General features: G+C 62.9%; 10 protein-coding genes. 8 read left to right on the top strand and 2 right to left on the bottom strand.

What is annotated here, in order from left to right:
• Positions 1-8 precede the first annotated feature (8 nt).
• Positions 9-572, top strand: a complete 564-nt coding sequence (locus AC0C6X_RS25335; RefSeq protein ID WP_247959072.1) for a P-loop NTPase family protein — start codon at positions 9-11, stop codon at positions 570-572.
• A 9-nt stretch (positions 573-581) separates the two neighbouring features.
• Positions 582-1,031, top strand: a complete 450-nt coding sequence (locus AC0C6X_RS25330) for a type II toxin-antitoxin system RatA family toxin (protein WP_173516344.1) — start codon at positions 582-584, stop codon at positions 1,029-1,031.
• Here the strand turns inward: AC0C6X_RS25330 and AC0C6X_RS25325 are convergent.
• On the bottom strand, positions 1,019-1,516 hold the full coding sequence (locus AC0C6X_RS25325) for a CinA family protein (protein WP_472955911.1): 498 nt from the start codon (positions 1,514-1,516) through the stop codon (positions 1,019-1,021). The genes AC0C6X_RS25330 and AC0C6X_RS25325 overlap by 13 nt on opposite strands.
• On the bottom strand, positions 1,516-2,721 hold the full coding sequence (locus AC0C6X_RS25320) for a bifunctional 2-C-methyl-D-erythritol 4-phosphate cytidylyltransferase/2-C-methyl-D-erythritol 2,4-cyclodiphosphate synthase (protein ID WP_472955910.1): 1,206 nt from the start codon (positions 2,719-2,721) through the stop codon (positions 1,516-1,518). Before AC0C6X_RS25320 ends, AC0C6X_RS25325 begins: the two co-directional genes overlap by 1 nt.
• A 148-nt stretch (positions 2,722-2,869) precedes the next feature.
• Here AC0C6X_RS25320 and dusB point away from each other — a divergent pair, with 148 nt between their 5' ends.
• The 6 genes from dusB to trkA all read left to right on the top strand — a co-directional run bounded on the left by dusB (position 2,870) and on the right by trkA (position 11,827).
• Positions 2,870-3,913, top strand: coding sequence for a tRNA dihydrouridine synthase DusB (gene dusB / locus AC0C6X_RS25315; RefSeq protein WP_173516346.1), 1,044 nt, complete (start codon positions 2,870-2,872; stop codon positions 3,911-3,913).
• Positions 3,910-5,061, top strand: a complete 1,152-nt coding sequence (locus AC0C6X_RS25310) for a two-component system sensor histidine kinase NtrB (protein WP_173516347.1) — start codon at positions 3,910-3,912, stop codon at positions 5,059-5,061. Before dusB ends, AC0C6X_RS25310 begins: the two co-directional genes overlap by 4 nt.
• On the top strand, positions 5,058-6,512 hold the full coding sequence (ntrC, locus tag AC0C6X_RS25305; protein WP_173516348.1) for a nitrogen regulation protein NR(I): 1,455 nt from the start codon (positions 5,058-5,060) through the stop codon (positions 6,510-6,512). The genes AC0C6X_RS25310 and ntrC overlap by 4 nt, the downstream gene beginning before the upstream one ends.
• 222 nt (positions 6,513-6,734) lie before the next feature.
• On the top strand, positions 6,735-9,005 hold the full coding sequence (locus AC0C6X_RS25300) for a sensor histidine kinase NtrY-like (RefSeq protein WP_173516349.1): 2,271 nt from the start codon (positions 6,735-6,737) through the stop codon (positions 9,003-9,005).
• Positions 8,995-10,359 (top strand): two-component system response regulator NtrX, encoded by a 1,365-nt coding sequence (gene ntrX, locus AC0C6X_RS25295; protein WP_173516350.1) that lies wholly within the window; start codon positions 8,995-8,997, stop codon positions 10,357-10,359. Before AC0C6X_RS25300 ends, ntrX begins: the two co-directional genes overlap by 11 nt.
• 91 nt (positions 10,360-10,450) lie before the next feature.
• On the top strand, positions 10,451-11,827 hold the full coding sequence (gene trkA, locus AC0C6X_RS25290; protein ID WP_173516351.1) for a Trk system potassium transporter TrkA: 1,377 nt from the start codon (positions 10,451-10,453) through the stop codon (positions 11,825-11,827).
• Positions 11,828-11,838 lie beyond the last annotated feature (11 nt).

Below are 11,838 nucleotides of genomic sequence, written 5' to 3'. Positions count from 1 at the left end.
GCGAGCCGATGCCGCGATTTATGAACGGGGAAGAGGCAGCGTCGCATCTCGGGAATGCGCAACGTATTCTGGTGATCGGCTGTTCCGGCAGCGGCAAGAGCACGCTTTCCCGGCAACTCTCCGAACGGCTCGACCTGCCGCATCTGGCGATGGACCGGGAGTTCTTCTGGATGCCGGGATGGAAGCTTCGGCCGCGACAGGAGATGCTGGCGCTGATCTCGAAGGCTGCGGCCGGCGAACGCTGGATCATGGATGGCACGGGCCCGAAGACGCTGCCGCTCAGGCTGCCGCGCGCGCATGTCGTGATCTGGATGCGGCCGCCGCGCTGGGTCTCGCTGCTCGGGGTGTTTCTGCGCTGGTTCGCCTATTGGAAAAAGACCCGTCCCGATATGGCCGACGACTGCCCGGAGAAGGTCGATCTCGATTTCCTTCGGTATATCTGGAACTTCGAGCGCCGGGATGCGGTTGAGATCGAGATGCAACTGGCGGCCCATGCCGACCTGCCGGTTCTCGTGTTGAAATCGCACGCCGAAACGGCGTTGCTACTTGCTAAGATAAAGCGGGGCCACTAGCTCTCGGACATGCCACATTTCGAAACCAACCACGTCGTCAAGCATAGCGCCGACCAGATGTTCGATCTCGTCGCCGATGTCGAGCGCTATCCCGAATTCCTGCCGCTCTGCGAGGCGTTGACGGTGCGCTCACGCAAGGAGCGCGACGGCAAGCTGCTGCTACTTGCCGACATGACCGTCGGCTACAAGGCGATCCGCGAGACCTTCACGACACAGGTGTTGTTGAACAAGGCCGAGCGTGCGATCGACGTCAAATACATCGACGGGCCGTTCAAGTATCTCGACAACCGTTGGCGTTTCGAACCGGCGGGCGAGGGCCAGTCGGTCGTGCATTTCTATATCGACTACGAGTTCAAGAGCCGCATACTCGGCGCCTTGATGGGCTCGATGTTCGACCGCGCCTTCCGGATGTTCTCCGACGCCTTCGAAAAACGCGCCGACAGAATCTACGCGATCTGAGCGATTTCCGCGAGCATGTCGAGCGCGGTGCGGACGGTCGCAAGCCGGATGCCACTGCGGCCGATGTCGCCATAACGCATCTCTCGATGCAGCATCTCACCATTTCGCCCGGATGCCGCAAGGTGCACGAGCCCGACTGGCTTTTCGGCCGAACCGCCGCTGGGACCGGCAATGCCGGTGACGGCCACCGCAAAATCCGCCGCCGAATGTCGCACCGCGCCTTCGACCATCTCGATTGCCGTTTGGCGCGAAACCGCACCATGGGCGGCAAGCGTCGCCTCCTCGACACCAAGCATGGCGACCTTCGCTTCGTTGGAATAGGTGACGAATCCGCGATCGACGACGGCAGACGAACCGGAAATCTCGGTGAGCGCTCCCGTGATCAGGCCGCCCGTGCAGGATTCGGCCGTCGCGACCTTGAGGCCGCGTGCCGTGAGCTCGGCGATGATTTCGCCAGCCTTGACTTCGATGTCGGCGGGCCACATCACGAAAGGCTCCCATAGATGACGGTGGCCGTGGCGATGGCGGCAATGCCTTCATCGCGGCCGACGAAGCCGAGGCGTTCGTTCGTCGTGGCCTTGACGGAGCAGCGGTCGAGCGAAATCCCCAGCATGTCCGCGAGGTTCTGACGCATCGTCAGGCGATGCGGCCCGACCTTCGGCGCTTCGGCGATGAGCGAGATGTCGGCATTGGTGATGACGCCGCCGCGCTCGCGCACGATGCGTGCGGCGTGTTCCAGGAAAATGCGCGACGGCGCACCCTTCCATTGTGGATCGGACGGCGGGAAATGGTCGCCGATGTCGCCGGCGCCGCAGGTGGCGAGCAGCGCGTCGGTGAGCGCGTGCAGCGCCACGTCCGCATCGGAGTGGCCGGAGAGCTTTTTCGTGTGCGGAATGAAGACGCCGCAGAGCGTGACGCCGTCACCCTCGATCAACTGGTGCACGTCGTAACCGTTGCCCGTACGCACGTCGGGCAGGGCGGTGCGCTTGAGTTTCTCGTCGGCCATGGCGATATCCCTTCTCAACGTAAGCTTGACGTTGTCCACCATGCCCTCGACGAGGACGACCTTGAGGCCGGCCCATTCGGCGATCGAAGCATCGTCAGTGAAATCGGTGCGGCCGCTCTTGGCCGCATCCCGGTGTGCGGCAAGAATGGCCGGAAGATCGAAGGTCTGCGGTGTTTGCGCGCCATAGAGACCGTCGCGCGGCACAGTCTCCAGCACGACGCTGCCCTTGCCCGCGCGCTTGAGCGTGTCCGCGACCGCGACCGCCGGCAGAACGGCCTTGACCTCGCCGCCGAGCGCGGCGGCACAGCGCGAAAGCAGCGCGTGATCGGCAAAGGGGCGAACCGCATCGTGGATCATGACATGGCCTACGCCGGTCCCGGCGAGTGCCTCGAGGCCGGCGAGCACGGATATCTGCCGCGTCGCACCGCCATGGACGATGATCACGTCGCCGGCCACCGAGCGTTTGCGTGCCGCGTCGAACAAGGCCTCGTCGTCCGGGTGGATGACGACGACGATCGGGCCTGCGCCCGGCCATGTCGCGAAAGTGTCAAGCGTATGGGCGATAACGGGGCGGTCGCCGATGGTTCGATACTGCTTCGGACCTTCGGCGGATTGTCCTGCACGTTCGCCGCGCCCGGCTGCAACGATCACCACGCCGCACTTGAGCTGTTCTTGAGGCTGCATCTTCTGTATGAGGTCCCGCATTCGCCGATCTTCGCCGTGATGTACCGCGAAGGATCGTGCTTTGCCAGCCAAGCTAGGAAATTTGCGCAAGGCGCCGAAATCGCTTGGCAAGCTCAAGAACAATGTCTAAAAATAGTGCAGCAACAACATGTGCCTGAAAGATAAGCATTTGCCAATTCCGGCTCTTTCATCACCGCTCCGGATCGGGACGATCGAAATCCGCAACCGGGTTGCGCTTGCGCCCATGTCCGGTGTCACCGATCTGCCATTCCGGCGGCTCGCCTGGCGCTTCGGCGCCGGCTTCGTCGTTACCGAGATGGTTGCGAGCCGCGAGCTGGTCTGCAATGCGTCGGAATCCTGGGCGCGCCTGAAGAATTCGGGCATCAAGCCGCACATCGTCCAGCTCGCCGGTCGGGAAGCGCATTGGATGGCTGAAGCCGCCAGGATCGCCGCTGACAATGGTGCCGATATCATCGACATCAACATGGGCTGCCCGGCCAAGAAAGTGACGGGCGGTTATTCCGGCTCGGCGCTGATGCGCGATCCCGACCACGCGTTGTCCTTGGTCGATGCAACGGTAAACGCCGTCGACGTGCCGGTGACGCTGAAGATGCGGCTCGGCTGGGACGAAAACTCCATCAATGCGCCGCTGATTGCGAAACGCGCCGAAGAGGCGGGCGTGAAGGCGATTACCGTGCACGGCCGCACGCGCATGCAGTTCTACAACGGCAGGGCCGATTGGGATGCAATTCGCCCGGTTCGCGACGTCGTTACCGTTCCGCTGGTCGCCAATGGCGACGTGGAGACGATCGCCGACGCGGAAGAGATTCTTCGCCGGTCGGGTGCCGACGCCGTCATGGCCGGGCGCTCGTCGCAGGGGCGCCCGTGGCACATCGGCTTTCTTGCCGGTGTCGTCGAGCACCCCTCGCAGGCGGAGATCGCCGATACCTTTGCGGAGCACTACGAGATGATGCTCGAATTCTATGGCGTCGACGTCGGCTTGCGGCACGCCCGCAAGCATGTCGCATGGTATCTCGACCGCGCCGCCCCCGACATGGCAGGCGCGGAAAAGGCTGCAATCCTGACGTCGACCGATGTCCGATTTGTCCGCGACAGGGCGCGTGCGGCGATGCTGGATGCGGCGCCGGCCGAGTCTGACGGCGAGATGGTCGCAGAAGGAATTGCCGCATGACCGAGAAACCGAGCGTTCCCGATGCGGCCGCGAATGGTCTGTCGATGGCTGTTCTGAACGCCATTCAGAACCCGGTGATTCTGGTCGATGCCAATGGATTGGTCGCCTTCGCCAACTGGGAAGCCGAATCGTTTTTCGGCGCCAGTGCCAACCACTTGGCGCGCCACAATATCAGCGCCTTCATCCCCTTCGGCAGTCCGCTGCTGACCCTGATCGAGCAGGTCCGCGAACGCAAGGCGCCGGTAAATGAATACCGCGTCGACCTGAGCTCGCCGCGTCTCGGCGCCGACAAGCTCGTCGATCTCTATGTCGCGCCGGTCCTTTCCGAGCCGGGCGCGGTCGTCGTCGTCTTCCAGGAGCGCTCAATGGCCGACAAGATCGACAGGCAGCTGACCCATCGCGGCGCTGCCCGTTCGGTGACGGGCCTTGCCTCGATGCTGGCGCATGAGATCAAGAATCCGCTTTCCGGCATACGCGGTGCCGCACAGCTGCTGGAAACCTCGGTCAATGACGAAGACAGGGCGTTGACGCGGCTGATCTGCGATGAAACTGACCGTATCGTCTCGCTGGTCGATCGCATGGAGGTGTTTTCCGACGAGCGCCCCGTGGATCGCGTGCCGCTGAACATCCACTCGGTGCTCGACCACGTGAAAGCGATCGCCAAGGCCGGCTTCGCGCGACAAATCAAGTTCGCGGAGAACTACGATCCGTCCTTGCCGCCGGTCTTCGCCAACCGCGATCAACTGGTTCAGGTTTTCCTGAACCTGATCAAGAATGCGGCCGAAGCGATCGGCGACCGCAGTGACGGCGAGATCGTGCTGACGACAGCCTACAGGCCGGGCATCCGCCTGTCCGTTGCCGGAACGCGCGAGAAGATCTCTCTGCCGCTCGAATTCTGCGTGCACGACAATGGGCCGGGCGTGCCTTCCGACCTTCTGCCGCTGCTCTTCGATCCCTTTATCACCACCAAGACCAACGGTTCCGGCCTGGGGCTCGCGCTGGTCGCCAAGATCATCGGCGCCCATGGCGGCATCGTCGAATGCGACAGCCAGCAGAACCGCACCACTTTCCGTGTCCTGATGCCGGCCTCCAAGGGCCAGGCAGCGGATGAAGACGACATGCCGATGACAAAAGGAAACCTTGCATGACGGGTGCCACGATCCTCGTTGCGGATGACGACGCAGCCATTCGCACCGTGCTGAACCAGGCGCTGAGCCGCGCCGGCTACGATGTCCGCATCACCTCCAATGCGGCGACGCTGTGGCGCTGGATTGCGGCGGGCGACGGCGATCTCGTCGTGACCGACGTCGTGATGCCCGACGAGAACGCCTTCGATCTGCTGCCACGCATCAAGAAGGCGCGCCCCGATCTGCCGGTGCTGGTCATGAGCGCCCAGAACACCTTCATGACGGCGATCAAGGCTTCGGAGAAGGGCGCTTACGACTATCTGCCGAAGCCCTTCGACCTGACCGAACTCATCGGCATCATCGGCCGGGCGCTCTCGGAACCCAAGCGTCGCCCGGCGAAGCTCGACGACGACACCCAGGACGGCATGCCGCTGGTTGGCCGTTCGGCGGCGATGCAGGAAATCTACCGGGTGCTGGCGCGCCTGATGCAGACGGATCTGACGCTGATGATCACCGGCGAGTCCGGTACCGGCAAGGAACTCGTCGCCCGCGCACTGCACGATTACGGCAAGCGCCGCAACGGCCCGTTCGTGGCGATCAACATGGCGGCGATCCCGCGCGATCTGATCGAATCCGAACTCTTCGGCCATGAGAAGGGCGCCTTCACCGGCGCACAGATGCGCTCGACCGGTCGTTTCGAGCAGGCCGAGGGCGGCACGCTCTTCCTCGACGAAATCGGCGACATGCCGATGGACGCGCAGACCCGTCTGCTGCGCGTTCTGCAGCAGGGGGAATACACGACCGTTGGCGGCCGCACGCCGATTCGCTCGGACGTGCGCATCGTGGCGGCGACCAACAAGGACTTGAAGCAATCGATCAATCAGGGCCTGTTCCGCGAAGACCTCTATTATCGCCTCAACGTCGTGCCGTTGCGTCTGCCGCCGCTGCGGGACCGCGCAGAGGATATTCCGGATCTCGTTCGCCACTTCGTCCAGCAGGCGGAAAAGGAAGGGCTCGACGTCAAGCGCTTCGACCACGAAGCGCTGGAACTGATGAAGGCACATGCCTGGCCGGGCAACGTGCGCGAGCTGGAAAACCTGGTGCGGCGCCTCACGGCACTTTATCCACAGGATGTGATCACCCGCGAAATCATCGAAAACGAGTTGCGTTCCGAGATACCGGACAGTCCGATCGAGAAGACCGCGGCGCGGCCGGGATCGCTCACCATTTCGCAGGCCGTCGAAGAAAACATGCGCCAGTATTTCGCAAGTTTCGGCGATGCCTTGCCGCCGGCCGGCCTCTACGACCGGGTGCTTGCAGAGATGGAGTATCCGCTGATCCTGGCGGCGCTCACCGCAACCCGTGGTAACCAGATCAAGGCGGCCGATTTGCTCGGCCTCAACCGTAACACGCTGCGCAAGAAAATCCGCGAACTCGGCGTTTCGGTCTATCGCAGCTCACGCAGCGCTTGACTTGGTCACGACCACCGTTGCATTTTCGCCACAATGCGTTGCTTGAACGTGTGACGACCGCCGAATCGCCCGTCGTTGCCGTCTCGTTCAATTGATTTGACCCAATTGATTGACTGGGGCCGCAACGCAGCAGCCCATTTGGGCGGTGAGGTCAACCTTTGACCAGAGAATGCCAGCAAGTGATGCCGTCGCCGGCAGGCGGCGGTTGGGGGAACGCTTTTTATGGTGGACGCAATGGCCTTGCCGCTGGGCACAGATGAGGGACTCGCGGCGCAGGACCGGCGCGCGTCCTTTGCTCTCCCGGGGCTGATGCTGGCGACCGGCGCCTTGATCTGCGCCACCGTCTCGCTGCTCGTGCTTCTCGGATTGACGCCGATACGGCTCGAGAGAAATGTCGTCATCGCCTGCGCTGCCATCAACAGCCTGTTCGTCGTCGGCCTTATCTACCTGATCGCCCGAGAAATCCTGCGGCTGCTGCGTGCCCGCAGCAAGGGCCGCGCCGCCGCGCGCCTGCACGTGCGCATCGTTGCCCTGTTTTCGATCGTCGCGATCACGCCGGCGGTTCTCGTCGCGATTTTTGCCAGCATCACCCTCGATGTCGGTCTCGATCGCTGGTTTTCGCTGCGAACCCAGGCGATCGTCCGCTCGTCGATCAACGTCGCCCAGGCCTATGTGCTCGAGAATGCCAGCTACCTGCAGGGCCAGACCGTGTCGATGGCGAACGACCTCGAACGCAACCGGCAGCTCTACAGCCTCGACCGCACCGGCTTTACGGAGCTGATGACCCGCCAGGCACGGGGCCGCGGCATGCTCGGCGCCTTCCTCGTGCGGGCCGACGGTAGCGCCATCATCCAGGCCAACATCTCCACCGACCGCCCGCTGCCGGCCATCCCGCCAGACGCGCTGAAAAGCTCCGTATCCGGCCAGCCGACCCTGATCCCGCCAGGGGTCACCAACCTCGTCGGCGCCGTGATTCCGCTCGACGATATTCCGGGCACTTATCTCTACACGGTTCGCAACGTCGATCCGGAAGTGATGCGCTCGCTGCGGCTGATGGAAGAGAACACGGCCGAGTACAAGATGCTGGAGGCCGGGCGGACCTTCACGCAGATCGCCTTCGGCGTCCTCTACATCGGCTTTGCGCTCATCGTTCTCCTGGCGGCGATCTGGACCGCCATCGCCGTCGCCGACCGGATCGTCCGGCCCATTCGCCAATTGATCGGCGCTGCCGATAGCGTCGCCTCGGGCAATCTCGATGTCGTCGTGCCCGTGCGCGCCGTCGACGGCGACGTTGGCAACCTGTCGCGCACCTTCAACAAGATGGTCTCGGAAATCCGCAGCCAGCAGGAGCAGATCCTGGAGGCGAAGGACGAGGTCGACCATCGCCGCCGGTTCATCGAGGCCGTTCTTTCAGGCGTGACCGCCGCCGTGATCGGTGTCGGCCGCGACCGGCAGATCACCATCGCCAACTCTTCCTCCGAAGACTTCCTGAAGAAGGCGGCGCCTGAGCTCCTGGGGGCCGATCTGCGCACGGTGGCGCCGGAGATCGAAGAGGTCCTGGTCGAGGCCGAAAATCGCCATCGCAACGATTACCGCAAGCAGATCAACATCATGCGCGGCGGAACCGAGCGGACGCTGAACGTTCAGGTAACGCGCGAAGAGGGCGGCGAGTCGAACGAATCCTACGTCATCACCATCGACGACATCACCGACCTCGTCATCGCGCAGCGATCGACGGCCTGGGCCGACGTGGCGCGCCGCATCGCGCACGAGATCAAGAACCCGCTGACGCCGATCCAGCTCTCCGCCGAGCGCCTGAAGCGCCGCTACGGCAAGCAGATCAATCAGGAAGACAAGGCCGTCTTCGACCAGTGCACCGATACGATCGTGCGCCAGGTGGAAGACATCGGCCGCATGGTCGACGAGTTTTCGGCTTTCGCGCGCATGCCGAAGCCGACCAAGGAGAAGGCCGATCTCCGCGCAATCCTGAAGGATGCGATGTTCCTGCGCGAGATGGGCAACAATCACATCGATTTCGTGCGGGACCTCGGCGAAGAGCCGCTCGAAGGCCTGTTCGATGGGCGCATGCTTGGCCAGGCCTTCGGCAACATCGTCAAGAATGCGGTCGAATCGATCGAGGCGGTGCCGGCTGATGCGGTGCGGGGCCACGCGATGATCGTCGCACGAGCGCGAACTGACCTGGCCTCGGGTCGTTTCGTTGTCGATATCATCGACAACGGCAAGGGCCTGCCGACAGAGAACCGGCACAGGATTCTGGAGCCGTACATGACGATGCGCGAGAAGGGCACTGGCCTCGGGCTCGCCATCGTCAAGAAGATCATTGAGGACCATGGCGGACAATTGGAATTGCACGACGCGCCAGCCGATTTCGACGGCGGTGTCGGGGCGATGATCCGCGTGATCCTGCCGCCTGCCGGAGAAACTGGGGGCGAAGACAGTTTGAAGGATAAGGGTGCGAGCGATGGCCGCTGATATTCTGGTTGTGGATGATGAGGAAGATATCCGTGAGATCGTGTCGGGTATCCTCTCTGACGAGGGGCACGAAACCCGCACCGCCTTCGACAGCGACAGCGCGCTGGCGGCGATCAGCGATCGCGTGCCGCGTCTCGTCTTCCTCGATATCTGGATGCAGGGAAGCCGCCTCGACGGACTGGCGCTGCTCGACGAGATCAAGGGACGGTATCCGGATCTCCCGGTCGTCATGATTTCCGGTCACGGCAACATCGAGACCGCCGTCAACGCCATCAAGCGTGGCGCCTACGACTTCATCGAGAAGCCCTTCAAGGCCGACCGGCTGATCCTGATTGCCGAGCGGGCGCTGGAGAACTCGAAGCTCAAGCGCGAAGTCTCTGAGCTGAAGAGGAAGTCCGGCGATCCCGTTGAGCTGATCGGCACGTCGGTTGCCGTGTCGCAGCTTCGTCAGACGATCGAGAAGGTCGCGCCGACCAACAGCCGCATCATGATCCAGGGGCCGTCCGGGTCGGGCAAGGAACTGGTCGCGCGGATGATTCACCGCAAGTCGACGCGCTCCGCCGGTCCGTTCGTGGCGCTGAACGCCGCGGCGATCACGCCTGACCGCATGGAGATCGCGCTTTTCGGGACCGAAGGCACGCCGGGCCAGCCGCGTCGCACGGGCGCTCTTGAGGAGGCTCATGGCGGGATTCTCTATCTCGACGAAATCGGCGAGATGCCGCGCGAGACGCAGAACAAGATCCTGCGCGTGCTGGTCGATCAACAGTTCGAACGCGTCGGTGGCACCAAGCGGGTCCGGGTCGATGTACGGATCATCTCTTCGACGGCCTACAATCTCGAAAACATGATCTCCGAGGGCCTTTTCCGCGAAGACCTGTTCCATCGGCTTGCGGTCATTCCGGTACGGGTGCCGGCGCTCGCCGAGCGGCGCGAGGACATTCCGTTCCTCGTCGACATGTTCATGCGCCAGGTCAGCGAACAGGCGGGTATCCGTCCGCGCAAGATCGGCGACGACGCGCTGGCCGTGCTCCAGGCCCATGACTGGCCCGGCAACATCCGCCAGCTTCGCAACAACATCGAGCGGCTGATGATCCTTGCCCGCAGCGACGGTCCGGATACGCCAATTTCTGCCGACATGCTGCCGACGGAAGTGGGCGATACCCTGCCGAAGATCTCGGCCCAGGGCGACCAGCACATCATGACCTTGCCGTTGCGCGAGGCTCGCGAAATGTTCGAGCGTGATTATCTGATCGCGCAGATCAACCGATTCGGCGGCAATATTTCGCGTACGGCGGAATTCGTCGGTATGGAACGGTCGGCGCTGCATCGAAAGCTGAAGTCGCTGGGCGTCTGAGTCGATACAACTTACGGCCCTGGCACCCGCGCTCCTACAGCGCCGCGCGACTTATATGCAAAAGGTGGCTGTAGCTCCTTGAAAGGTCGACATGAAGGTAGTCATTTGTGGCGCGGGCCAGGTCGGATATGGCATCGCCGAGCGGCTGGCACAGGAAGACAACGACGTATCGGTGATCGATACGTCGGCAGCGTTGATTGCCAACATCACCGAAAGCCTTGATGTGCGTGGCTATGTCGGACACGGTGCGCATCCGGACGTGCTCGCCAGGGCTGGCGCCGACCAGGCCGACATGCTGATCGCCGTCACCCTTTCCGACGAGGTCAATATCGTCGCCTGCGAAGTGGCGCATGCAATCTTCAACGTGCCGACGAAGCTTGCGCGCATTCGGGCGCAAAGCTATCTCGCGCCCGAATATTCGAACCTCTTCTCCCGTGAGAACGTGCCGATCGACGTCACCATTTCGCCCGAGGTCGAGGTTGGGCGGCTGGTATTGCGGCGTATTTCCTTTCCCGGTGCAATTGACATCGTGCGTTTCGCCGAAGACCGCATTGCCATGGTCGCCTTCGAGTGCCTCGAAGATTGCCCGGTTGTCGGCACGCCGCTGCAGCAGTTGAGCGAACTGTTCCCCGATCTGCTCGCGACGGTGACCGGTATCTTCCGCAACGGCAAGGTCATGGTACCGCACTCTGATGACCAGTTGCAGGCAGGCGATATCGCCTATGTCGTTTGCGACCGGGACCATGCCCGCCGGACCCTGGCGCTCTTCGGCCATGAGGAGCAGGAAGCGCGGCGCATCATCATCTTCGGCGGCGGCAATGTCGGCTACTTCGTTGCCAAGACCATCGAGGAGCATCAGCCGCGGACCCGGGTGAAGCTGATCGAGAGCGATCGCGACCGGGCAGTGGTGATGGCGGATAAGCTGAGCAACACCGTTGTCCTCAACGGTTCCGCGATGGATCAGCGAATCCTGGCGCAGGCTGACGTTCAGGATGCCGATCTCGTGGTCGCGCTGACGAACAATGACCAGATCAACATCCTCGGCAGCATGATGGCGAAGCGGCTCGGCGCCAAGTCGACGCTCGTGCTGATCAACGAACCGTCCTATCAGGATTTTGCCGGCACGGCTGGCGTGGACGCCTATGTGAACCCGCGCGCCGTGACGATCTCCCGCGTGCTGCAGCACGTGCGCAAGGGACGCATCCGCTCCATCTACGCGGTGCAGAAGGGAATGGCCGAGGTGATCGAGGCCGAAGCGCTGGAAACGTCGCCGCTGGTTGGCAGGGCCTTGCGTGACCTCGAGCTTCCCGATGGCATCCGCATCGGCGCGCTCTACCGCGACAAGACGTTCATCCGCCCGGATGGCAATACAAAGATCAAGGCAAAGGACCGTGTGGTGCTCTTTGCCGCCGCCGATGCCGTGCGGCATGTCGAACAACTTTTCCGCGTCAGCATCCAGTATTTTTAAGGCCGAGATCC

Source organism: Ensifer sp. VA4, from assembly GCF_055710065.1.
The sequence above is the reverse complement of the archived record's forward strand: the minus strand, read 5'-3'. Positions and strand labels throughout refer to the sequence as shown.

Coding starts and splice junctions, on each gene's coding strand:
- AC0C6X_RS25335 (WP_247959072.1), top strand. CDS start 9: ATGCCGCGATTTATGAACGGGGAAGAGGCAGCGTCGCATCTCGGGAAT.
- AC0C6X_RS25330 (WP_173516344.1), top strand. CDS start 582: ATGCCACATTTCGAAACCAACCACGTCGTCAAGCATAGCGCCGACCAG.
- AC0C6X_RS25325 (WP_472955911.1), bottom strand. CDS start 1,516: ATGTGGCCCGCCGACATCGAAGTCAAGGCTGGCGAAATCATCGCCGAG.
- AC0C6X_RS25320 (WP_472955910.1), bottom strand. CDS start 2,721: ATGCAGCCTCAAGAACAGCTCAAGTGCGGCGTGGTGATCGTTGCAGCC.
- dusB (WP_173516346.1), top strand. CDS start 2,870: ATGTGCCTGAAAGATAAGCATTTGCCAATTCCGGCTCTTTCATCACCG.
- AC0C6X_RS25310 (WP_173516347.1), top strand. CDS start 3,910: ATGACCGAGAAACCGAGCGTTCCCGATGCGGCCGCGAATGGTCTGTCG.
- ntrC (WP_173516348.1), top strand. CDS start 5,058: ATGACGGGTGCCACGATCCTCGTTGCGGATGACGACGCAGCCATTCGC.
- AC0C6X_RS25300 (WP_173516349.1), top strand. CDS start 6,735: ATGGTGGACGCAATGGCCTTGCCGCTGGGCACAGATGAGGGACTCGCG.
- ntrX (WP_173516350.1), top strand. CDS start 8,995: ATGGCCGCTGATATTCTGGTTGTGGATGATGAGGAAGATATCCGTGAG.
- trkA (WP_173516351.1), top strand. CDS start 10,451: ATGAAGGTAGTCATTTGTGGCGCGGGCCAGGTCGGATATGGCATCGCC.